Origin of the sequence: Comamonas fluminis (assembly GCF_019186805.1) — a bacterium.
Classification (GTDB): Bacteria; Pseudomonadota; Gammaproteobacteria; order Burkholderiales; family Burkholderiaceae_C; genus Comamonas; species Comamonas fluminis.
Genome location: NZ_CP066783.1, coordinates 620,143 through 641,813 on the forward strand (window position 1 = coordinate 620,143; position 21,671 = coordinate 641,813).

General features: G+C 60.8%; 20 protein-coding genes. 11 read left to right on the forward strand and 9 right to left on the reverse strand.

Annotation, left to right across the window (positions count from 1 at the left end; all coding sequences use genetic code 11):
* Positions 1 to 46 precede the first annotated feature (46 nt).
* The 5 genes from JDW18_RS03150 to JDW18_RS03170 form a co-directional block, all read right to left on the reverse strand.
* A complete protein-coding gene (locus tag JDW18_RS03150) occupies positions 47 to 1,342 on the reverse strand; it encodes a TRAP transporter large permease (RefSeq protein WP_218242300.1) in 1,296 nt (431 codons plus the stop codon).
* Positions 1,335 to 1,841 carry a TRAP transporter small permease gene (locus JDW18_RS03155; protein WP_218242301.1) on the reverse strand — a complete coding sequence of 169 codons (507 nt, stop codon included), beginning with the start codon at positions 1,839 to 1,841 and terminating at the stop codon, positions 1,335 to 1,337. The genes JDW18_RS03150 and JDW18_RS03155 overlap by 8 nt, the downstream gene beginning before the upstream one ends.
* Positions 1,842 to 1,929: 88 nt before the next feature.
* Positions 1,930 to 2,910 carry a TRAP transporter substrate-binding protein gene (locus tag JDW18_RS03160; RefSeq protein ID WP_218242302.1) on the reverse strand — a complete coding sequence of 327 codons (981 nt, stop codon included), beginning with the start codon at positions 2,908 to 2,910 and terminating at the stop codon, positions 1,930 to 1,932.
* A gap of 214 nt (positions 2,911 to 3,124) precedes the next feature.
* Positions 3,125 to 3,619: a hypothetical protein gene (locus tag JDW18_RS03165; protein ID WP_218242303.1), complete on the reverse strand. Its 495-nt coding sequence runs from the start codon at positions 3,617 to 3,619 to the stop codon at positions 3,125 to 3,127.
* A gap of 31 nt (positions 3,620 to 3,650) precedes the next feature.
* Positions 3,651 to 4,328 (reverse strand): GntR family transcriptional regulator, encoded by a 678-nt coding sequence (locus tag JDW18_RS03170; RefSeq protein WP_218242304.1) that lies wholly within the window; start codon positions 4,326 to 4,328, stop codon positions 3,651 to 3,653.
* A gap of 292 nt (positions 4,329 to 4,620) precedes the next feature.
* On the opposite strand from JDW18_RS03170, the gene JDW18_RS03175 reads away from it, so the two are divergent.
* Genes JDW18_RS03175 through JDW18_RS03200 form a run of 6 tightly spaced genes read left to right on the forward strand, consistent with a single transcriptional unit; the run spans position 4,621 to position 11,116 of the window.
* Positions 4,621 to 5,340 carry a DUF969 domain-containing protein gene (locus JDW18_RS03175; protein ID WP_218242305.1) on the forward strand — a complete coding sequence of 240 codons (720 nt, stop codon included), beginning with the start codon at positions 4,621 to 4,623 and terminating at the stop codon, positions 5,338 to 5,340.
* Complete coding sequence (locus JDW18_RS03180) at positions 5,337 to 6,290, forward strand: DUF979 domain-containing protein (protein ID WP_218242306.1); 954 nt, start codon at positions 5,337 to 5,339, stop codon at positions 6,288 to 6,290. The genes JDW18_RS03175 and JDW18_RS03180 overlap by 4 nt, the downstream gene beginning before the upstream one ends.
* A gap of 14 nt (positions 6,291 to 6,304) precedes the next feature.
* Entirely contained in the window at positions 6,305 to 6,970 is a 666-nt protein-coding gene (pcp, locus tag JDW18_RS03185; protein WP_218242307.1) for a pyroglutamyl-peptidase I, read from the forward strand.
* A 16-nt stretch (positions 6,971 to 6,986) separates the two neighbouring features.
* Entirely contained in the window at positions 6,987 to 7,745 is a 759-nt protein-coding gene (locus JDW18_RS03190; protein WP_218242308.1) for a LamB/YcsF family protein, read from the forward strand.
* 14 nt (positions 7,746 to 7,759) lie between these two features.
* Positions 7,760 to 9,376 carry a 5-oxoprolinase subunit B/C family protein gene (locus tag JDW18_RS03195; protein WP_218242309.1) on the forward strand — a complete coding sequence of 539 codons (1,617 nt, stop codon included), beginning with the start codon at positions 7,760 to 7,762 and terminating at the stop codon, positions 9,374 to 9,376.
* 12 nt (positions 9,377 to 9,388) lie between these two features.
* Entirely contained in the window at positions 9,389 to 11,116 is a 1,728-nt protein-coding gene (locus tag JDW18_RS03200) for an acetyl/propionyl/methylcrotonyl-CoA carboxylase subunit alpha (protein WP_218243754.1), read from the forward strand.
* Positions 11,117 to 11,155: 39 nt separating this feature from the next.
* Here the strand turns inward: JDW18_RS03200 and JDW18_RS03205 are convergent, their stop codons facing one another.
* Positions 11,156 to 11,818 (reverse strand): TetR/AcrR family transcriptional regulator, encoded by a 663-nt coding sequence (locus JDW18_RS03205; protein ID WP_218242310.1) that lies wholly within the window; start codon positions 11,816 to 11,818, stop codon positions 11,156 to 11,158.
* Positions 11,819 to 12,030: 212 nt separating this feature from the next.
* On the opposite strand from JDW18_RS03205, the gene JDW18_RS03210 reads away from it, so the two are divergent.
* From JDW18_RS03210 to JDW18_RS03230, 5 genes are all read left to right on the forward strand, one after another.
* Complete coding sequence (locus tag JDW18_RS03210) at positions 12,031 to 12,912, forward strand: TauD/TfdA dioxygenase family protein (RefSeq protein WP_218242311.1); 882 nt, start codon at positions 12,031 to 12,033, stop codon at positions 12,910 to 12,912.
* Positions 12,894 to 13,664: a class II aldolase/adducin family protein gene (locus JDW18_RS03215; RefSeq protein ID WP_218242312.1), complete on the forward strand. Its 771-nt coding sequence runs from the start codon at positions 12,894 to 12,896 to the stop codon at positions 13,662 to 13,664. The genes JDW18_RS03210 and JDW18_RS03215 overlap by 19 nt, the downstream gene beginning before the upstream one ends.
* A gap of 53 nt (positions 13,665 to 13,717) precedes the next feature.
* Positions 13,718 to 14,671: a 2-hydroxyacid dehydrogenase gene (locus JDW18_RS03220; RefSeq protein WP_246610247.1), complete on the forward strand. Its 954-nt coding sequence runs from the start codon at positions 13,718 to 13,720 to the stop codon at positions 14,669 to 14,671.
* A gap of 84 nt (positions 14,672 to 14,755) precedes the next feature.
* Positions 14,756 to 17,242, forward strand: a complete 2,487-nt coding sequence (locus JDW18_RS03225) for a heavy metal translocating P-type ATPase (protein ID WP_218242313.1) — start codon at positions 14,756 to 14,758, stop codon at positions 17,240 to 17,242.
* Between the two features lie 94 nt (positions 17,243 to 17,336).
* Positions 17,337 to 19,229 carry a sensor histidine kinase gene (locus JDW18_RS03230; RefSeq protein ID WP_218242314.1) on the forward strand — a complete coding sequence of 631 codons (1,893 nt, stop codon included), beginning with the start codon at positions 17,337 to 17,339 and terminating at the stop codon, positions 19,227 to 19,229.
* Positions 19,230 to 19,339: 110 nt separating this feature from the next.
* On the opposite strand, the gene JDW18_RS03235 is transcribed toward JDW18_RS03230, so the two are convergent.
* From JDW18_RS03235 to JDW18_RS03245, 3 genes are all read right to left on the reverse strand, one after another.
* Positions 19,340 to 19,954 (reverse strand): flavin reductase family protein, encoded by a 615-nt coding sequence (locus JDW18_RS03235; protein WP_218242315.1) that lies wholly within the window; start codon positions 19,952 to 19,954, stop codon positions 19,340 to 19,342.
* Between the two features lie 15 nt (positions 19,955 to 19,969).
* Positions 19,970 to 20,674: a riboflavin synthase subunit alpha gene (locus tag JDW18_RS03240; RefSeq protein WP_218242316.1), complete on the reverse strand. Its 705-nt coding sequence runs from the start codon at positions 20,672 to 20,674 to the stop codon at positions 19,970 to 19,972.
* Between the two features lie 67 nt (positions 20,675 to 20,741).
* Positions 20,742 to 21,611, reverse strand: coding sequence for a hypothetical protein (locus JDW18_RS03245; RefSeq protein WP_246610248.1), 870 nt, complete (start codon positions 21,609 to 21,611; stop codon positions 20,742 to 20,744).
* Between the last annotated feature and the right edge of the window lie 60 nt (positions 21,612 to 21,671).

Below are 21,671 nucleotides of genomic sequence, written 5' to 3' on the forward strand. Positions count from 1 at the left end.
TGAAAAGAGCACGCTGGCGGCGTGCTCTTCTGCGGGGCGGCCAGCCTTACATATGGTTGGGCAGCACTGTCACGATCTGCGGAAAGATCCAGAGTATGACGAGTGCAATCACCATCAGCACAAAGTAGGGCAGGCAGACTCGGGCCAGGTAGGTGATCTGCTTGCCGGTCATGCCTTGCAGCACAAACAGATTGAAGCCCACGGGCGGCGTGATCTGGGCGGTTTCTACCGTAATGACGAGAAAGATGCCGAACCACAGAGGGTCGATACCCGCCGCCTGGATGATGGGAAGCACCACGGCCGATGTCAGCACGATGGTGGAGATGCCATCCAGAAAGCAGCCCAGCACGATATAGAACAGGCCCAGCACCACCATCAGCATGGCGGGCGACAGGTTCAGGCTGCCCACATATTCGGCCAGTTGACGCGGCAGGCCGATATAGCCCATGGACAAGGTCATGAAGGCCGCGCCCGCCAGAATCAGCGCGATCATGCAGTACAGGCGTGTGGCGCCAAATAATGCGGCTTTGAAGTTGTCCCAGGTCAGCGCGCCCTGCACGGCGGAAAGAATCAGCGAGCCCACCACGCCAATGCCAGCAGCCTCCGTAGCGGTGGCAATGCCGGTGTAGATGCTGGCGATGACCGAGGCAATCAGCAGCACCACAGGAATCAGATGGCGGGATTCGTAGATCTTTTCCTTGAAGCTCAGGCTTGAATCGGCCTTGGGCACCTTGCCGGGGTTCATCAGTGCCCAGACGATGATCCAGCCGCTGAACATGATGGCCAGCATGATGCCGGGGAGCACGCCTGCCATGAACAGTTTGGAGATCGACAGCTCGGCCGATACGCCATACACGATCAGGATGATGGACGGCGGAATCAGCAAGCCCAGCGTGGCAGGCCCGCCCAGCGAGCCAATCACCATGTTCTCGGGGTAGCCGCGCTTCATCAGCTCGGGCACGTTCATCTTGCCCACGGTGGCGCAGGTGGCGGCCGATGAGCCGGACACTGCCGCAAAAATGGTGCAGCCGATCACATTGGTGTGCAGCAGGCGCCCGGGCAGGGCGTTGACCCAGGGGGCGAGACCCCGGAACATGCTTTCGCTCAGATTGGTGCGGTAGAGGATTTCACCCATCCACACAAACAGCGGCAGGGCTGTCAGCGTCCAGCTGCTGGCAGAGCCCCAGATGGTCATGGCCATGGCATCACCCGCCGCGCGTGCCGTGAAAAATTCCATGCCAAACCAGGCAACGCCTGCAAGCGTCAGGCCCACCCAGACGCCGCCGCTGAGCAAGACAAGCAGCACCACAATGAGGAGGATGCTGGCGGTAATTTCATTCATGGTGCGCGTCCTCGTTCACTGCGTTTTGGCGTTTTCCTTGTAGCTCCAGCACCAGATCATCGAGCAGTGCTATGAAAAAGATAACGGTGCCCAGTGCCATGAAGATCTGCGGTATCCACATGGGGGTGGCGTCGATACCTACCGAGATGTCTTCAATATCCCAGGACTGCCAGGTCAGCCGGACCGAATAGAAAGCCAGAAAGCCGCTCAGAAGCGTTGCAATGCTCAGTGCTAGGACTTCCATCACCTTGAGTGGAGTTCCCTTGAGCGCACCCAGCAACAGCGTGACGCGGATGTGCTCGCCTTTTTTGAAAGTGCTGGCCAGTGCCATAAAGCCAGCGCCTGCCATGGCGTAACCGGCATAGGCATCTGTGCCGGGGGCGCTGAAGCCGACCAGGCGGCTCAGAATGGTGAGCAGCACCATCACCAGAATGCCGATCATGGCCAGCCCCGCCAGCCATGCGGCTGTGCTGTACAGGCCGTCGAGAAGTTTGCGCATGTATGAGCTCCAGCGCGCTACGCCCATCTGCGGTGGCGGATGGGCGTAGCTGTGTAAGGAGGAAAAAGTGTCTCGAATGGCGCGGGCCTTATTTGGCTTTGTAGGCATCCAGAATGGCTTTGCCATCTGCGCCAGCCTTCTCGATCCATTCCTTGATGACGGTGTCGCCCACCTTGGCCAGGTCAGCCTTCAACTGGGCAGAGCCGGGGTCTACCGTCATGCCACCGGCTTTCAGTGCGGCGATGGATCGGACATCCACCTCCCGGGATTCCTTCCAGCCGCGCTCTTCGGCGGTGGCCGCAGCTTTGAGGAGAGCATCCTGCTCGGACTTGCTCAGCGCGGCAAATGCCTTTTTGCTCACGGTGACGGCATTCTTGGGAATCCAGGCCTGCACGTTGTAGTAATACTTCAGGCTTTCGAACAGCTTGTTGTCCGCACCTGTGGCGCTGGATGTGATCAGGCCATCCACCACGCCAGTAGCCAGTGCCTGGGCCAGTTCGGCTTCCTGCACGGTTACCGGCTGGGCTCCAATGAGTTCGCCGATGCGGGCTGTGGTGGGTGAATACACACGCCACTTCATGCCTTTCAGGTCGGCAGCCGAATTGATGGGCTTCTTGGTATAGATGCCCTGGGGCGGCCAGGCCACGGAATAAAGAAGTACTTGTCCTTGCTTGTCCAGCAGCTTTTGCAGCGCAGGCTTTTGGGCTTGGTAGAGCTTGAAGGCCTCGTCATAGTTGCTCACCAGAAAGGGCAGGCCGTCCACGCCAAAGATTTGCGATTCGTTCTGGAAGCTGACCAGGAAGAACTCACCCATCTGCGCATTGCCAGTCTGCACAGCGCGTTTGATTTCGGGCATTTTGAACAGCGATGCACCAAAGTGCGGTGTGATCTTGAGCTTGCCGCCGGTGGCTGCGTCCACATCCTTCACAAAAAGCTCGTTGTTCTTGGAGTGAAAGTTGCCGGGGCCATATGCCGTGGCGAAATCCCATTTGGTCTGGGCTGCCGCTGCGCTGGCAAAGCCGATGCTGGTAATCAAAGTGGCGGTGGCGCAGAAGATGTGACGCTTCATGGTGACTCCTGTGTAAGTGAGACATTCAGCCTGCGGTGCAAGCCTCAAGGTAGTGACGAATGACTAGCAAGTTGCAGGCCAAAACTATCACCGCTGTCTCAGATAAGGCACTAGGGATTTCAACAATGAATTGTTTTTGTTGGAGTTTTTTGGCGTGTTTGGTGAATTTCGTGGCTGAGATTGTTGAGCGAGTTGCCGTGTGTTGTGGGTGGAGCTAAGGCTTTTCTTGCCAGAGGTCCTCGTTCAAGATCAGCTGCTGAAGCAAGGCTTCGTCTCTTTGAGTCTGTTCAGTATCTGCATCGTCATGGTCTGCTGGCCAGACATTGAAGCCTTCGCGTGCATTGGCAACAGGTGTGGCGCAGTACAGGCAGCGTGGTGTGATGCCAAATTTGAAGTGTCCGGTGCAGGCGCAGGGCCGAAGGCGGGCTTCCACCGCTGGCATGACAAGGCCCAGATAGTTGCTGTCCATTTCCTGTGCGGTGTGCGTGTCGCTGACCTGTTTTTCAATCTCTTGAAAGACGCTGTCATACACGCTCACATCCACGCGCCTGGGGCAGGTGTCGCAGTACAGGTAGTAGCCGTTTTCAAACGGCGAATGCTCCAGCATCAACAGCGTTGCCTGGCATTTGTCGCAGTGAACGGGGTAACTGGCCAGCCAGTGATTGTCATCACCGTCTTCGGCGGGCAAGGGTGTTGTGCTCTCAGTCATAAAGCGTCTCCATACCTGCAAAAGGCATCGCTTACACGCTCTTGATGCCGGCTTCCGCCAGTTGGCGGGCGTAGGCAGCGAGGATGATGCGCTCTGAATGCACCAGGTAATCGTGCAGCTCTGCTGCTGCATCTGCAGGCTTGCTGTTTTCAAAGGTTTGCAGGATGTGCTGGTTCATTTCTACATAGGGCGCATGCAGAAAGCGCGGGTCGCGCAGCAGGCCAAAGGCCAGGCGCAGCTCGGCCAGCAGGTGCGAGAACATTTCATTGAGGCGTTCGCTATCGGCCAGGGCCACGATGGCTTTATGAAACGCCATATTGGCCGTACCGACTTCGGCCCAGTTCTCTTGTTCGCTGAAGCGCAGCCCATCGGCTACTGCCTGATGCATCAGCGCACGGGCCGGGTGCATGGGGTAGGCCTGGGCCAGTGCCTGGCACTCGATCATGCGGCGCACGCGGTAGATGTCGATGATGGACGCCATGCTGGGGACGGCCACCGACACGCCCTTGTTGGGCTCGTGCACCAGCAGACCTTCCTTGGTCAGTACGCGAAACACTTCGCGCAAGGTGTTGCGCGAGATGTCCAGCGCTTCGCTGAGAGCGGCTTCGGACAGGCGCTGCCCTGGTGCCAGCTCTGCGTTGACCAGCTTTTCTCGTATCTCGTCGGCTATCCGCTCGGTCAGATTCTGGGTGTCTGTTGCGGCTTTCATAGGTCTCCCATCAGTCATGGCCTGAGTGTAGCGACTGCTGGATTGGGCCAATTTTTCCCAAAAAAATGCCAAAACCTAGGGTTTGCCCTGTAATTGTTATTTAATTGTTCTTTAGAAAATGAAATTTGTGCAATCAATTGATATTGATTGTTCAACAATGTGAAAGACCCGGAAGCTGCTGAAAGTTGAGGATGGGTGCTTTCAGTCGAAGTGAAAGGGCAGCGCGGGACATGTTTCTTCGTTGTCCGAGGTTGGCTTTCTTCTATTGAAAAGCTTGTTTCTGGAGGCTCACATGCCTGTTGACATCAATTTGTGGCCGCTGATTGGCGTGCTCATCATCATTGCGGGCTTCGCGCTGCGCTTTAACCCCATGCTGGTGGTCATCGTGACCGCCATCGGCACGGCCTTTGCGGCGGGCTTTCCGCTGGACAAGGTGCTGGCCGCCATTGGCACCGGTTTTATCAAGACGCGCAATCTGCCGCTCATCATCTTGCTGCCACTGGCCGTGATTGGTCTGCTGGAGCGCCATGGTCTGCGTCAGCATGCGCAGAACTGGATCAGCTCCATCAAGTCGGCAACGGCCGGTCGCCTGCTCATCGTCTATCTGGCTGCGCGCCAGTTGACGGCTGCTATTGGCCTGACCAGCCTGGGCGGTCACCCCCAGATGGTGCGCCCGCTGTTGGCCCCCATGGCTGAAGGCGCAACGGAAAGCCGCTACGGCAAGCTGTCTGCGAAGGTGCGTGAAAAGCTGCGAGCCATGTCTGCCGCGACCGACAACGTGGGTCTGTTCTTTGGTGAAGACATTTTTGTGGCCTTTGGTGCCATCGTGCTGATGACCACCTTCCTGAAGGAAGCGGGTATCGAGGTTGAGCCGATTCATGTGGCGCTGTGGGGCATTCCGACGGCGACCTGCGCGTTCTTGATTCATGCGTTCCGCCTGCACCGTCTGGACAAGCAACTGGCGCGTGAAATTGCTGCAGAACAGAAAGCAGCCCAGGGAGAACAGGCATGACCATCACCATTCAATACCTGTACTACCTCGTCGGCGTGGTGCTGGCGGTTACCGCCGTCATGACGCTGCGCGATGCCAGCAACCCGCGCCGTTTCTCGGCGGGCCTGTTCTGGGCGCTGTATGCGCTGGTGTTTCTGGTGGGCGACTTGCTGCCACCCGCATGGGTGGGCGCGGTGGCCATCGTCATGGCGCTGATCGCCGGCTTTGGTGGCGTGCTGGGTGGCAAGCACCAGCCACGCACGGATGCGCAATACCTGGAAAGCGCCAAGCGTCTGGGCAACAAGCTGTTTGTGCCCGCGCTGGCCATTCCGCTCATCACCATGGTGGGCACGCTGTCGGCCAAGCATCTGGTTTTTGGCGGTGTGCCCTTGATCGACCCCAAGAACAGCACGCTGGTCAGCCTGGGCATTGGCTGCGTGATTGCGCTGGGGCTGGCCTGCAAGATGACGCGTGAAACCCCGGTGCAAGGCCTGCGTGAATCGCACCGCCTGATTGATGCACTGGGCTGGGCCCTGGTGCTGCCGCAGATGCTGGGCATGCTGGGCCTGGTGTTCTCCGATGCGGGTGTGGGCAAGGCCGTGGCCTATGTCACCACCACCTACATCAACATGGACGTGCGCTTTGTGGCCGTTGCCGTGTATGTGATTGGCATGGCGCTGTTCACCGTCATCATGGGCAATGGCTTTGCGGCCTTCCCGGTGATGACCGGCGGTGTGGGCGTGCCCGTGCTGGTGGGTGTGTATCACGGCGACCCCGCTGTGATGGCGGCGGTGGGCATGTTGTCGGGCTACTGCGGCACGCTGTTGACGCCCATGGCGGCCAACTTCAACCTGGTGCCAGCGGCGCTGCTGGAAATTGACAAGAATGCGGTGATCAAAGCGCAGGTGCCTACGGCCATCACGCTGCTGATCGTGAACGTGTTCTTGCTGAACTTCCTGATGTTCCGTTGATGGAAAAAACTGCTATGACTGCGCCTGCTGCCCCCCGCATTCTTTTGACCGGCTTTGAGCCTTTTGACCAAGACACCGTCAACCCCTCCTGGGAAGTGGCGCGTGCGCTGAATGGCGAGCTGATTGCCGGTGGCCAGGTGCATGCCGTGCAACTGCCATGTGTATTTGGCGCGGCCATGCAGGTACTGGATGAAGCGTTGGCGCAGCTGCAGCCCACGCTCATCATCAGCCTGGGTCTGGCGGGTGGGCGCACCGACATCACCCCCGAGCGCGTGGCCATCAATATCGACGACGCACGCATCCCCGACAACGCGGGCAATCAGCCTGTGGATGCATCGGTGGTGGAAAAGGCCCCCGCGGCCTACTTCTCCACCTTGCCCATCAAGGCCATGGTGCGCCATCTGCGCGATGCAGGCATTCCCGCTTCGGTGTCCAACACTGCGGGCACCTTTGTCTGCAACCACGTGTTCTACGCGCTCATGCACCGCCTTGCGCGCCGGGCTGCGCCGGGCGTGCGCGGCGGATTTATCCACATACCGGCGCTGCCGCAGCAGGCAGCGCAGCACCCAGGTATGGCCAGTATGGCGCTGGAGACGCAGGTTACAGGCATACGCGAAGCCATTCGCACAGCGATGACAGTGCAGCAGGACTTGCTGGAAAACGCAGGTCAGCTGCACTGATCGCGAGGAGAGAGAAATGAAAATGGATTTGAACAGCGACCTGGGCGAGAGCTTTGGCGCCTGGACCATGGGCGACGATGCCGCCATGCTGGACATCGTCAGCAGCGCCAACGTGGCTTGCGGTTTTCATGCGGGCGATGCGGCTGGCATTCTGGCCACGCTCAAAGCTGCCAAGGCCCGCAACGTGGTGGTGGGGGCGCATGTGGCCTACCGCGATCTGGCTGGCTTTGGCCGCCGCAATATGGATGTGGCCAGCAGCGATCTGGTGGCTGATGTGATCTACCAGATCGGCGCCTTGCAGGGCCTGGCGCAGGTGGCAGGCACCACCGTGAAGTATGTGAAGCCGCATGGCGCGCTGTACAACACCATTGCCCAGGACAAGCGCCAGGCCACCGATGTGATCAACGCCATGAAGGCGATTGACCCGTCGCTGGTGCTGATGGCGCTGGCCGGCTCGCCCCTGATTGGCTGGGCACGCGATGCCGGCCTGACCGTGGTGGCCGAAGCCTTTGCCGACCGTGGCTACACGCCCAGCGGCGCGCTGGTGTCGCGCCGCGAACCCGGTGCGGTGCTGCACGACGAGGCCCTGATTGCCCGGCGCATGCTGACCTTGGTGCGCGACGGCGTGATCGAGGCTGTGGATGGCAGCATGGTGCGCGTGGAGGCTGACTCCATCTGCGTGCATGGCGACAGCCCCGGCGCCGTGGCCATTGCTCGCACGATCCGCCAGCGCTTTGAACAAGAAGGCGTGCAGATCGCCTCGTTTGTGGCTTGAACGGGATAAGCGAGATGCGTTTTCTTCCCGTCAACCGCCAGGCGATTCTGGTGGAGCTGGCCGATCTGCAGCAGACACTGGTGCTGCTGGCTTCGCTGCAGGCACAGCCCATTGAAGGCGTGCAGGAACTGGTGCCCGCTGCACGCACCATCCTCGTGTATTTCTCGCCGCAACGTATTACCGCCGCAGCACTGGTGCAGGCCATTGCCGGTCGCGACCTGCAGGGATCGGTCCAGCGCTCGGATGTGCTGGTGGAAATCCCCGTGCACTACGACGGCGAAGACCTTGCCGAAGTGGCGCAGATCCTGGGTATCAGCGCCGATGAAGTGGTGCGCCGCCATACGGGCAGCGAATGGTCGGTGGCCTTCACCGGATTTGCGCCGGGCTTTGCGTACCTGAGCGGAGGCGACGCCACCTTCAATGTGCCGCGCCGCGCCACACCGCGCACCAAGGTGCCTGCGGGCGCCGTGGCGCTGGCCGGTACCTTCAGCGCGGTCTACCCGCAGGCCAGCCCCGGCGGCTGGCAGATCATTGGCGTGACGGATACGGCCATGTGGGACCTGGAGCGTGATCTGCCTGCGCTGCTGCAGCCTGGGTACCGCGTGCGCTTTGTGGATGCAGAGAAAACCATAGCTGCTTCAGCGCCTGAATTAAACCTTTCCTTGTCAAAAGATATGGAAATCGAGAGCGGGTGCGCTGAACCTGCTCCTGAAAAAGAGTGCGCTGCATTGCGCGTGCGGGCCACGGGCCTGCTCACCGTGTTCCAGGATCTGGGTCGCCACGGTCAGGCCGGGCAGGGTGTATCCGCCTCCGGCGCCATGGACCAGGCCGCGCTCAAATCGGCCAATCGTCTGGTGGGCAATGCCAGCAATCTGCCCGCACTCGAAACCGTGGGTGGCGGTCTGGCGCTGCAAAGCGTGGGCGAGAACGTGGTGGCCGTCACCGGGGCCGATGCACCGCTGACCATTACCACCGCCCAAGGCCAGCGCTGGAGCGCACCGTCTTACGCCGCCGTGGCACTGGCCGATGGCGATACCTTGACCGTGGGCCAACCGGTGGCTGGCGCCCGCTGCTATGTGGCAGTGCGTGGCGGCTACCAGGTTGCACCGGTGTTGGGCAGCGCCGCTACCGACACGCTGGCCCATGTTGGCCCACCCGCTTTGCAAGCAGGGCAGTTACTGGCCGTGCAGCCCGCCGCGCATGCGGTGACGGCTGCGCCGGAGCTGCCGCCTGCGCATCTGCCAGCCGTGGATGCAGAAGTCGTGCTGGATGTGGAATTGGGCCCGCGCACCGACTGGTTCACGCCCGAGGCCGTGGCCCTGCTGGCCAGCCAGCGCTGGCAAGTCACTCCGCAATCCAACCGCGTGGGCCTGCGCCTGGCGGGAGATGTGGCACTGACCCGCGCTATCACCGCCGAGCTGCCCAGCGAAGGCACGCCACTGGGCGCGATTCAGGTGCCCGCAAGCGGCCAGCCCGTGCTGTTTCTGGCCGATCACCCATTGACCGGCGGCTACCCCGTAATCGGCTGTGTGGCGCCGCACCACCTGGATCTGGCGGGGCAAATTCCCGTTGGCGCCTGGATTCGTTTTAACCCTGTACGTTCTTTTGAAGAACTCACTCCCGCCCCGTGAGGTCCTTCCATGATTTCTAAAGTTCTGATTGCCAACCGTGGTGAGATCGCCGTCCGTATCGCCCGCGCCTGCGCCGACTATGGCGTGAAGTCCGTAGCCGTTTACGCCAATGCCGATATCGACGCCCTGCATGCACGCATGGCCGATGAAGCGTTTGGTCTGGATGGCGACAAGCCTGCAGACAGCTATCTGAATATCGACAAGCTGATTGCCATTGCCAAAAAATCCGGTGCCGACGCCGTGCACCCCGGCTACGGCTTTCTGTCGGAGAGCGAAGCCTTTGCGCGCGCCGTGCTGGATGCCGGCCTGATCTGGATTGGCCCGCGCCCCGACACCATTGCCCAGCTGGGCGACAAGGTCGAGGCACGCAAGATTGCGCTCAAGGTGGGGGCGCCGCTGGTGGCGGGCACGGCCGACCCCGTGAAAAACGCCGACGAGGTGCTGGCGTTTGCGCAACAGCACGGCCTGCCCATCATCATCAAGGCCGCGTTTGGCGGCGGCGGGCGCGGCATGAAGATCGCGTGGCGCATGGATGAGGTGGCTGAGCTGTACGAGTCGGCCGTGCGCGAAGCCGTGACCGCTTTTGGCCGTGGCGAATGCTTTGTCGAGCAGTTCCTCGACAAGCCGCGCCATATCGAAGCCCAGGTGATTGCCGATACGCACGGCCATGTGGTGGTAATGGGCACGCGCGACTGCTCGCTGCAGCGGCGCAACCAGAAACTGGTGGAAGAGGCGCCTGCACCTTTCATCACTGAAGAGCAGCGCGAAAAAATTCATAGCGCTGCACGCAATATCTGCGCCGAGGCTGGCTATATCAGCGCGGGAACCGTGGAGTTTTTGCTGTCTGCCAATGGCGCTATCTCTTTCCTCGAAGTGAACACCCGGCTGCAGGTGGAGCACACGGTGACCGAGGAAACCACGGGCGTGGATCTGGTGATTGAGCAGCTGCGTGTGGCCGATGGCCTGCCGCTGTCCATCACTGCAACGCCAGCGCCGCGTGCGCACTCCATTGAATTCCGCATCAATGCCGAAGATGTGGGGCGCGGCTTTCTGCCCACGCCCGGCCCGGTGGTGAAATTCCTCCCGCCATCAGGCCCCGGTGTGCGCGTGGATTCGGGGGTGGAATCGGGCTCCATCATTCCTGGCACTTTTGATTCGATGATGGCCAAGCTCATCGTCACCGGCGCCACGCGCGAGCAGGCCATGGCCCGTGCCCGCCGCGCGCTGCGCGAGTTTCAGATCGAAGGCGTGGCCTCGGTGCTGCCGTTTCACAAGGCGGTCATGGATCACCCCGACTTTGTGGGTACTGATGGCTTCAAGGTGCATACGCGCTGGATCGAATCCGACTTTGCCGAACCGCTGGCCGCTGCCGTGCGTGCCGAGCCACTGGCCGACACCAGCTTGCTGCGCACCGCTATCGAAATCGACGGCCGCCGCGTAACCCTGGGCTTGCCGGCCGTGCTGCTGCAGGGCTTGGCAGCAGGCGCTAATGGCGGCGTCACTGCAGCTGCAGAAAAAGAAACGATCGACCCGGCCGCAGTGGCCTCGCCCATCGCTGGCAATCTGCATGCGTGGAAAGTCGCTGATGGCGATGAAGTCAAGGAAGGCGATGTGATCGCCGTGATGGAAGCCATGAAAATGGAGATGCAGGTCTCTGCGCACAAGGCGGGCCGCATTTCGCTGGCCGCACAGGCGGGCACTGCACAGGCGCTGGGCGCGGTGATTGCGCATATCCGCTGATCTTTTTTGCTCTCAGCGCAACGCGGCCCTGGAAAATTTCTAGGGCCGCGTTTTTGTTTGCACGCAGCTCATGGCCATGGCGACCAGCATGTCCAGAAAGGCATCACCTCGTGCAAGTTCGGGAACATCCTGCACGGCGCTGTGAATGATTTCACGCAGACCTTTGCCCAGCAGGTAGGCCGCCAGTTCTGGCGTATCAGTCTGCACTTCGCTGGCATGCATCTGCAAAAGCGGCAGCCAGGTGGTGTTGATAAATTCCTGTGTGCTGCCACGCGGTGCATGCCACTGACCCAGATGCAAGGCGGTGCTGTAGCGCATGTGAAAGCCCTGGCTCAGGTCACGCAGGCGCAGCTCCACGCGAATCATATTGGCGAAGACCTGGCGCAATATGGCCTGCAGCTGCAGGCCTTTGAGCTGCTCGCGCATTTCGTAGAGCTGGCTTGACTCCTGATCGAGGATGCGCTCGTACACCGCCGCAATCATTGATTCCTTGTGCGGGAAGTACTGGTAGATGGAGCCGACGGTGGCGCCCGAAACCTCGGCAATCCGGTTGACCGTCAGCGCATCTTCACCTTCCTTTTCCAGAATGCGTAAACAGGCTTCGGCGATGGCATCGACCAGCGCCCGCGAGCGTGCCTGCACAGGCTGCTTGCGAGGCTGGGGCAACTGGTGCTTGGGGCTTGGGGCGGAGGTGGCGTCCATGAAATGCAAGTGCTATGAATCTAGTGGCGTGAAAAGTCCATAAAAGCAATGTTTATCAACAGCTTGCATTGCATTATTTTGGCTGGCAATGCGAGTGGAAAAACCTCTTTGAGCTCTCTAGACTTTGTCCGTGGCAGCCCTGAATCCTAGCGGTAAAGAGCGGCCGCCAGTATGGATAAAAAGTACCTGGAATCAAGAGGAGACATTACACCGTGCCAACCCCATTCACCCTCAATCCACTGGGTCCGCGCATAGGCGCAGAGGCCTTGCAGCTGGATCTGGCGGGCAAGCTTTCCGAGCAGACCTTGCAGGCGCTGGAAGCGGCCCTGATCAAGCATGAAGCGCTGGTGCTGCATGTGCCGGAAATGACGCCCGATCAGCATCTGGCCATCGCCAGCCATTTTGGTGAGTCAGAAGTTCACACCTTCTACCCGAACCTGGGTGGTGGCTATGAGCAGATTACGGTCATCGACTCCAAGCTGGGCGACCGCGCCGATATGTGGCACCACGATGAGAGCTTTTTACCCAGCCCGCCCATCGTCACCATGACCCATGCGCAGATTCTGCCCCCCACAGGTGGCGATACCTGCTGGATCAGCATGACCAGTGCCTACGATGCGCTGTCGCCGCGCATGAAGCAGTACCTGGATGGGCTGAGTGCCTGGCATGACATGAATGCGCCCATGACCGCAGCGCTGCAGCAGGGCGTTGTCACCCATGAGCGCTATGTGCAGGTGGTGGCGCAGAACCGCCGCCATCTGCACCCCATGGTGCGTGTGCATCCGATCACCGGGCGCAAGGCGCTGTACATCAGTCCCACCTATGTCACGCACATTGATGGCGTGCCGCCTGCAGAGAGCCGCGCCATTCTGGAGTATCTGCATCAGCATTGCATGCAGGTTGAATTTCTGTTCAAGCACCGCTGGACACAGGGTGACATGGTCATCTGGGACAACCGCAGCGTGATTCACAACGCCATCCTTGATTACAAGCCGCACCAGCGCCGCATGCACCGTGCATCGGTGTTTGCACGCCAGCCTGAAACCACATCTGCTCCACAAGACAAGGAGGCCGCATGCGCCACGACGGTTTGAACCACGAATTGCTGGCCCGCTATGCACCGCGTCCGGGGCGCAAGCCTTTGCTGCAGGAGCTGACTGAGCGCCAGCAGGTGGCACTGCTATGCCGTGTGCTCTCGCGTGAAGGCTATAACGACCATATTGCAGGCCATGTCACGCTGCGACTGGATGACGGAACATATCTGGCCAACCCCTGGGAGCTGACCTGGAGCGAATTGACCGCCTCCGACATCTTGCGGCTCGATGCCAAGGGTAATGTCATCGAAGGGGACTGGAATATCACCCCAGCCATTCAGCTGCACATGGACATTCATGACAAGCGTCACGATGTGCGGGTGGTGATTCACAACCACCCGGAGTGGAGCTCTGTCTGGTCCGCTACAGGCCGCATTCCTCCTGTATATGACCAGACATCGGCCCTGGTCGATACCGATCCCGTGGTCTACGACGAGTACCGCGGCACGGTGGAACAGCGCGAACTGGGCAATGCGGCGGCTAATGCATTGGGGCAGGAGAAATGGGCGCTGCTGGCCAACCATGGTGCGGTGGTGGTGGGCTCCAGTATTCGTCAGCTGCATCTGCGCGCCATCACGCTGGAGTGGCGTTGCCGCCTGGCATGGCGGGTTGAGGCGCTGGGCGGCGGCAAGCCGCTGTCGCCTGCGGTGGTGCAGGCCACGGGTGGGCGCACCGACCTCAATGGCTTCCCGTTCCTCTGGGAGGCCATGTGCCGCGAAGAAGTCCGGCGCGATCCGTCGGTTCTGGAGTAAGCACTGCATTGCCTCCCATCGCATTGCGGATGGGGGGCAAGAAGATCTATTTTTTGAAAGTACAAGCCATGATCTGTCAGGCCGCGACCCCGCACCTGCTGTTGTTCACGCCCGTGCCGCCTGCGATGCGAGCCACGCTGGAGCAGCGCTTTGCATTGCATGACGATGCCTTGCTCGATGAGGCAGAGCGGAGGGCGCTTTCAACCCAAGTCCGTGCGCTGCTGTGCAATGCGCAATCAGTGGTCAGCAAGGTGCAGATGCAGCAATGGCCCGCGCTGGAGTTGATCTCCGTGATTGGCGTAGGCATGGATGGCATTGATCTGGAGGCGGCGGCTGAGCGAAACATCACCGTGCGCAACACGCCCGATGTCTCGACCGAAGACATTGCAGACCACACCATGGCTTTGCTGCTGGCCGCCACACGGAAAGTGGTGCAAGCCCATCAGTTTGTGCAGCAAGGCGAGTGGGCGTGGGGGCGCTTTGCACCCACCCCCAGGTTCTGGGGCAGGCGTCTGGGTATCGTGGGGTTGGGGTGCATTGGGCGCGCAGTGGCCAGGCGGGCACAGGCCTTTGATTTGTCGATTGCCTATACCGGACGCTCGCCCAAGCCTGATGTTGCCTATCACTGGTATGCCGATGTTGAGGCGCTGGCACACCATGTGGACTTTCTGGTGGTTTGCGCCAGTGGCGGGGCTGAAACACAGGGAATGATCAATGCAGCGGTGTTAGAGGCTTTGGGCCCGGATGGTGTATTGGTCAACATTGGTCGTGGCTCCATCGTCGATGAAGTTGCACTGCAGCATGCATTGCAGAGCAGAACAATTGCAGCGGCAGCGCTGGATGTGTTTGCCAATGAACCGCAGGTTTCGCAGTCCTTGTGCAGCCTGAGCAATGTGGTTGTGACGCCGCATATGGCCAGCTCCACCCAGCAAGGGTTGCAGGCCATGGTTCAGCAGGCGCAGGACCATTTGCTGGAGCACTTCTCCATGCCTGAAGTCGCAAGCTGAGGCTTGAAATGAGGACATCGAAAAGCGCTTGACCTTTACATGATGTCAATCTCTACAGTGCATGCCATGTGAATGGAGAACGTGATGAATGCACTGAGCAAGACGAGCGCTTTCGAGCTGTCGGTGGAAGGAATGACCTGCGCATCCTGCGTGGGCCGGGTGGAGCGTGCGCTCAAGAAGGTGCCCGGTGTGCAGAACGCGGTGGTCAACCTGGCCACCGAGAAAGCCAGCCTGACGGTGGATGACCCCGCACAGGCCGCTGCTGTGCTGCCATTGGCGGTGGCTGCGATTGAAAAAGCGGGTTACGCCGTTCCAGCGCAAAACGTGGATTTGCAGGTGGATGGCATGACTTGCGCATCCTGCGTAGGCCGTGTGGAACGGGCGCTGAAAAAAGTGCCGGGCGTGCAAAACGCCGTGGTGAACTTGGCCACCGAACGCGCCAGCGTGCAGATCAGCGACGGCACCGACGTGGGCGCGCTGATTGCCGCCATTGCCAAGGCCGGTTACGAAGCAGCGCCAGTGCCCAAGGCGGGTGAGGGCCAAGCCGTGGAAGACGCCACGGCCCAGCGCCAGGCGGCAGAGCGCGACGCACTCAAAAAATCGCTGATCTTTGCCACCGTGTTTGCGCTGCCCGTGTTTCTGCTGGAAATGGGGGGGCACATGGTGCCCGCGTTTCACCACTGGATTGCGCACTCCATTGGCACGCAAAACAGCTGGTACATCCAGTTCGTGTTGACGGCGATTGTGCTGTTCGGTCCGGGCCGTCGTTTCTTTGAAAAGGGCGTGCCTGCCTTGCTGCGTGGCGCGCCGGACATGAATTCGCTGGTGGCAGTAGGCACCACGGCGGCCTTTGCCTTTTCGGTGGTGGCCACTTTTATCCCGAGCTTGCTGCCCGCAGGCACGGTGAATGTGTATTACGAAGCCGCCGCCGTCATCGTGGCGTTGATCCTGCTGGGCCGCTTTATGGAGGCACGGGCCAAGGGCAATACGTCCGAGGCGATCCGGCGCCTGGTGCAGCTGCAAGCCAAGACAGCCCGCGTGCGCCGCGATGGCGCAGTGCAGGAGCTGGACATCGCCCTGGTGCGCAGTGGTGATGTGATCGAAGTGCGCCCCGGTGAGCGCATTCCCGTGGATGGCGAGGTCATTGAAGGCCAGAGCTTTGTTGATGAATCCATGATCAGCGGCGAGCCCGTGCCGGTCGAAAAAGCCGTGGGCGCTGAAGTGGTGGGCGGCACCGTCAACCAGAACGGTGCGCTGGCTTTCAAGGCCACCAAGGTGGGTGCCGATACCTTGCTGGCGCAGATCATCCGCATGGTGGAGCAGGCCCAGGGCAGCAAGCTGCCCATCCAGGCGCTGGTGGACAAGATCACCATGTGGTTTGTGCCTGCGGTGATGACAGCGGCGCTGATCACCTTTATGGTCTGGCTGATCTGGGGCCCCGACCCCGCGCTGAGTTTTGCGCTGGTCAATGCGGTGGCCGTGCTCATCATCGCCTGCCCATGTGCCATGGGGCTGGCCACGCCCACGTCCATCATGGTGGGTACGGGCCGCGCCGCCCAAATGGGTGTGCTGCTGCGCAAGGGTGAGGCGCTGCAACAGCTCAAAGATGCCAAGGTGGTGGCGGTGGACAAGACCGGCACCTTGACCAAGGGCCGTCCCGAGCTGACCGATCTGGTGTTGGCCGATGGCTTGCAGCGCAGCACCGTGCTGGTGCAGGTGGCTGCCGTGGAAGACCGCAGCGAGCACCCGATTGCCCGCGCCATTGTGGATGCGGCCAAGGCCGAGGGCCTGCAGATTCCCGCTATCAGCGACTTTGAATCCGTCACTGGCTTTGGTGTGCGCGCCGTCGTGGACGGCAGCAAGGTGGAGATCGGTGCCGATCGCTTTATGCGTGAGTTGGGCCTGAGCGTGGACGGCTTTGCTGCCGAAGCCCAGCGCCTGGGCAGCGAAGGCAAGACGCCGCTGTACGCCGCCATCAACGGCCAGCTGGCCGCCATGATTGCCGTGGCCGACCCTATCAAGCCCACCACCAAGCCCGCGATTGACGCGCTGCATGCGCTGGGCTTGAAGGTGGCCATGATCACCGGCGACAACCGCCACACCGCCGAAGCGATTGCCAAGCAGCTGGGTATTGACGAGGTGGTGGCCGAAGTGCTGCCAGGCGGCAAGGTCGATACCGTGCAGCGCCTCAAGGCCGAGCACGGCACGCTGGCCTATGTGGGCGATGGCATCAACGATGCGCCCGCGCTGGCCGAGGCGGATGTGGGCATCGCCATTGGTACGGGCACCGATATCGCGATTGAAGCGGCCGATGTGGTGCTGATGTCGGGCGATCTGTCGGGCGTGCCCAATGCGATTGCGCTGTCCAAGGCCACGATGAAGAACATTGGCGAAAACCTGTTCTGGGCCTTTGCCTATAACGTGGCGCTGATTCCGGTGGCCGCCGGCCTGCTGTACCCATTCAACGGCACGCTGCTGTCGCCCGTGTTTGCAGCGGGGGCCATGGCGCTGTCCAGCGTGTTTGTGCTGAGTAATGCGCTGCGGCTCAAGCGCTTCAAAGCACCGCTGTAAACGCAGTCAGGCTGCGCCTGTCATAGAGCGCAGAAGGTCTTGATCTACGATGCGGGCTATGACAGGTCGAATTTCTCGGGCATCCGCAGTGCGGATGCCTTGTTTTTGGGGGCTGCTGCAGCGTGGCCTGTGGGGCATGGCGCTGCTGTGGGCCTTGCTTTGCGGTAGTGTGCAGGCCGCAGCGGCGGCGACAGCACCCGCTTGCGCGCCACAGCTCCTGGGCAGCTGGGGCGCTCAAGAAACCGTCGATGGTCAGCGGCCTGCGGATGGTTGGCAGGCCTTGAAAATCCCCCATGCAGCCACCCAGACTTGGGTCGACTGGAGCGGGCCGGTCTGGTACCGCCTGGATTGGCAGCTCCATTGCCAGCCCGGCGCAGCGGCGAGCGATGCACAACTGGCGCTGGCGATTGCGGGCATACGGCTGGCAGGCACGGTGTACTGGAACGATGCGCTGCTGTGGAGTGATCGTTCATTGGTGGAGCCGTTTTCGCGCAGCTGGAATATGCCGCGATGGTGGCCGGTGTCGGTGCACAACGTCAACGCCGTGCAAACCGTGTGGGTGCGCGTGGTGTCCCCGCAGGCGGAGCTGACCGGCATAGGCTATGTGAAGCTGGGGCCTGTCGCTGCGATCCAGGAAGAATATGACGCCCGCTTCTGGCGCCAGCGCACCAGCTATGTGCTCACGGCCGGGCTGTCGCTGACCATCGCCTGCGTGGCCTTGGTGGTGTGGCTGTGGCGGCGCAGTGAAAAGCTGTATCTCTGGATGGGACTGATGCAGCTGTGCTGGACACTGTACCTGTCGGTTGTCCTCAGCCTGAAGGGATGGCCGGGCATCAGCAGTGGCACGCTTTCGCTGCTGAACCTGGTCTTTTTCATGCTCTATGGCCATTGCTTCTTGATCTTTGTGCTGCGCTTTCACGGGCAACGCAAGCGCTGGCTGGAGCGTGCCGCATGGACGGCGTTGGCGGTCTGGATTGTCTATATCACGGTGGATTCCAGCCGCATGCGATTGATTGGCGAGCTGTCCTTGGTGTGGGGTGTGGTGGTGTTCAATGCAGGCTGCCTGTATGCCATCTACAGGGCCTTGCGCGTGCGGGCACCTCAGAACCTTCTGCTGGGCGCTGCCTGCGCCGCAATGGTGGTGGTGGCGGTGCACGATATTGAAGTGGCACTGCGCCGCTGGGACAACGACCTGACCTGGTCGTATTTTATCTGGCCTTTGAATATGCTGGTTCTGGCTGTGCTGCTGGGCTGGCGGGTGGCCCAGTACATGCGCCGCATGGAGCACTTCAACGAAGAGCTGACCGCGCATGTGGCCCAGGCCCGTGCCGAACTGGCGCAGTTTCTTGAGCGACAGCACGCCAAGGATTTGCAAAGTGCCAAGCTGCAGGAGCGGGTGCAACTGGCCCATGACCTGCACGACGGGCTGGGTGGCAGTCTGGTGCGTTCCATGGCGCTGGTAGAGCAGGCGCCGCAGCAACTGAGCAATGAGCGCGTGATGTCGCTGCTCAAGACGCTGCGCGATGACTTGCGCCAGGTCATTGACTCGGGCTCCAGTGGCGGTGCAGCGGTACCGGAAAGTCCTGTGCAATGGCTGGCACCGCTGCGCCACCGGTTTACGCAGGTGCTGGATGAAATGAATATCTCCACGCACTGGCAGGTAGAAGCGCAGTGGAAGCAGCCACCCAGCACCTTGCAATGCATGGGGCTGGCCCGTTTTCTGGAAGAGGCGTTCACCAACATCATCAAGCACAGCCGCGCGACGGAGGTGTGTGTGATTTGCACCATGCCAGATGCCAATCTGCTGGAGCTGAGCGTGGAGGACAACGGCCTAGGCTTTGATGTGGATGCCGTGCTTGCGGCCAGCATGGGGGTGGGCATGCGCAGCATGCAGCTGCGCGTGCGACGCATTGGGGGCGAACTGCAGATCAGCTCACGCCCGGGTCAAAGCCTGCTGAAGGCCTGTGTTGCAGTACACAGAATGTAGTGAGTTTGCTATTTAATAGATAGCTTTCTACGCTTGAAGTACAAGGTGTTGCGGCAATTTTTAGTGAAAAAACTGTCAGGCTGGACATTTCTTGTCCGGCCCGCAGTCTTTTAACGTGGCCGGTACATCAGCAGCTTCTGCGTATCGCTGACGGTGAAGTAATCGGCCGGGCCACCGCCACGCAACAAGGGCTGGCCTGCGGCGGTCTGATAGATACCGTCCTTGAGCAGGCGCTCATCGATATGCACCATCACCACTTCGCCCAGCACCAGCCAGGTTGGCACCTTGCTGCCATCAAGGCCTTGCAACTGCAGAATCTGCGTGCAGCGGCACTCCATGCTTACAGGGCTGGCTTGCACGCGGGGTGGTTGGATGAGCAGGGATGGCTCGGTCGCAAGGCCTGTGAGTTCAAATTCGTTGACATCAGGTGCAACGGCGGCGCAGCTCTGGTTCATCTGCTGGGCCAGCGGTTCGCTGGCCAGATTCCAGACAAACTCGCCCGTGGCTTCGATATTGCTCAGCGAATCTTTGCGCCCGATGCTGGCAAAGCCAATGATGGGCGGCACATAGTTGAAGGCGTTGAAGAAGCTGTAGGGTGCCAGGTTCAGCACGCCGTCAGCACTCTGGCTGGAGATCCAGCCAATCGGGCGCGGGCCGATGATGGCGTTGAACGGGTCATGCGGCAGGCGGTGACCGTTGCGGGGCTCGTAGCTGTGAATACTCATGGCTGCGGCAACGTCTCAAGAGGAAATTTTGGGAACGTCCACAAAGTCATCCAGGCTCAACCCCTTTTCGGCCAGCAGCGCTTCCAGTACGGGCTTCAGGCGGCCCAGGCTGGCCTCTACGGTTTCGCGCACGGTATCGACCACAACTTGGGTGCTGCGCTCGATCTCGATATTGACCTGATCGCCCACCTTCTTGGCGCCAAACACTGTCATGCGCAGTGTCTCGGGAATCAGCCAGACCTCGAACCAGCCTTCTTTGCGGTTGACTTCGGCCACCGTCAGGCTGGCACCGTTGACGGCGATATAGCCCTTGGCAAATACGTAGGGGCGGAACGCTTCGGGAATGCCAAAGCGAATCTTGTGATTGGTGTCGGTCTTGACGATTTCCAGCAGCGGTGCGGTGAAGTCCACATGGCCGGACAGTGGGTGGCCGCCAATCTCGGCGCCATCCTTGGCGGCGCGTTCCACGTTGATGGCATCGCCCACCTGGTACTGGCCCAGTGTGGTGATGTTCAGGCTTTGTAGCATCACATCAAAGGTGGCGCTGGTGGGGGAGAGGTTTTCCGTCACCGTCAGGCATACGCCATCGTGCGAGACGCTGGCGCCAATGGCCAGGTTTTCGCAAAAGCCTGCGGGAAATTCCATGGTGAAGGTGCGCAGACCATCCTGGTCGCGCAGCGCGGCAATGGTTGCCACGGCCTGAATGATGCCGGTAAACACGGGTGGACTCTCTTCTCAGCAGGTCAAAAAAGCTATTTTGCCTGCTTGCCGGGTAACCTGACTGGGTTCAGGCGAAGGAGGCCTGAGGCTCCCAGAAGCCGCTGATAAGCCCCTTGGGCTTTTTCATCGCCCGCACCCAGGCGCAGTCAGGCCATGCATCCATCTGCACATTCATGCCTGCAAATACGCCATAGCCATCGCCTGCGGAAATTTCGCCATCGGATTGCAGCGTCTCGCCCGTGCGGATGCTGCAGGCCGCGCGAATATCGCCCAGCGCCTTGATGCCCCAGCCCGCCTGAATGTGGTTGCCGCACTCGATGTGGCTATTGCTGGCAATGCCGTGGCCCACTTCCAGCAGGCCTTGCACCTCGACGGCATCGCCTGCACGAAGGCCCTTGGCGCATTGCATATCGCCTTGCACATCGACTTCCCGGCCAATATGGGCACTGCCTTTGAGCTTGACGTTGCCCTCGCAGCGCAGCTCCCAGCCGGTGCGCAGGTCTTCGGCGCGAATATCGCCTTGCACTTCCATGCTCCAGGCGGTCTTGATACTGCCGCCAGCCTGCAGCAGTTCATCGGCAAAGATGGCGCCGCCGCACTGGATGTCTTCACCCACTTCCAGCTTGCCTGCGCGAATGCCGCCGCCCGCCTGCAGGCTGCGGCCGACCAGCAACTGGCCGGGCACGCGCACATCGCCATGCACGATCAGCGTTCCGGCATAGACAAAGTTATCGGCTTCCAGATGCTCAAGCTCCAGCACGCTGTTGGTAGAGCCGAAGTTCTCCAGCAGCCAGCGAGCGTCTTCAACGCGCCCGGCAGCCACCTGGGTGTCCATGGCGGCCTGATAGTCGCCCCCAGCCAGGTTGTTGCGCACAAACCAGCGGTAACCCATGGCGCAAGGGTTTTTGCCGCGCAAGAAATTTTGAGTGAGTTCCATGTCCATGGCTGACCTCCGGATCGTCCGTTGAGCAAATGCGGCGCGTGGCAGGACGTGACC

Bases quoted from the DNA above. Each gene is read 5' to 3' on its own strand.
- JDW18_RS03175 (WP_218242305.1), top strand. From the start codon at position 4,621: ATGCCTGTTGACATCAATTTGTGGCCGCTGATTGGCGTGCTCATCATC.
- JDW18_RS03150 (WP_218242300.1), bottom strand. From the start codon at position 1,342: ATGAATGAAATTACCGCCAGCATCCTCCTCATTGTGGTGCTGCTTGTC.
- JDW18_RS03245 (WP_246610248.1), bottom strand. From the start codon at position 21,611: ATGGAACTCACTCAAAATTTCTTGCGCGGCAAAAACCCTTGCGCCATG.
- JDW18_RS03165 (WP_218242303.1), bottom strand. From the start codon at position 3,619: ATGACTGAGAGCACAACACCCTTGCCCGCCGAAGACGGTGATGACAAT.
- JDW18_RS03235 (WP_218242315.1), bottom strand. From the start codon at position 19,954: ATGAGTATTCACAGCTACGAGCCCCGCAACGGTCACCGCCTGCCGCAT.
- JDW18_RS03195 (WP_218242309.1), top strand. From the start codon at position 7,760: ATGCGTTTTCTTCCCGTCAACCGCCAGGCGATTCTGGTGGAGCTGGCC.
- JDW18_RS03190 (WP_218242308.1), top strand. From the start codon at position 6,987: ATGAAAATGGATTTGAACAGCGACCTGGGCGAGAGCTTTGGCGCCTGG.
- JDW18_RS03215 (WP_218242312.1), top strand. From the start codon at position 12,894: ATGCGCCACGACGGTTTGAACCACGAATTGCTGGCCCGCTATGCACCG.
- JDW18_RS03230 (WP_218242314.1), top strand. From the start codon at position 17,337: ATGCCTTGTTTTTGGGGGCTGCTGCAGCGTGGCCTGTGGGGCATGGCG.
- JDW18_RS03160 (WP_218242302.1), bottom strand. From the start codon at position 2,910: ATGAAGCGTCACATCTTCTGCGCCACCGCCACTTTGATTACCAGCATC.
- JDW18_RS03170 (WP_218242304.1), bottom strand. From the start codon at position 4,328: ATGAAAGCCGCAACAGACACCCAGAATCTGACCGAGCGGATAGCCGAC.
- pcp (WP_218242307.1), top strand. From the start codon at position 6,305: ATGACTGCGCCTGCTGCCCCCCGCATTCTTTTGACCGGCTTTGAGCCT.
- JDW18_RS03205 (WP_218242310.1), bottom strand. From the start codon at position 11,818: ATGGACGCCACCTCCGCCCCAAGCCCCAAGCACCAGTTGCCCCAGCCT.
- JDW18_RS03225 (WP_218242313.1), top strand. From the start codon at position 14,756: ATGAATGCACTGAGCAAGACGAGCGCTTTCGAGCTGTCGGTGGAAGGA.
- JDW18_RS03155 (WP_218242301.1), bottom strand. From the start codon at position 1,841: ATGCGCAAACTTCTCGACGGCCTGTACAGCACAGCCGCATGGCTGGCG.
- JDW18_RS03180 (WP_218242306.1), top strand. From the start codon at position 5,337: ATGACCATCACCATTCAATACCTGTACTACCTCGTCGGCGTGGTGCTG.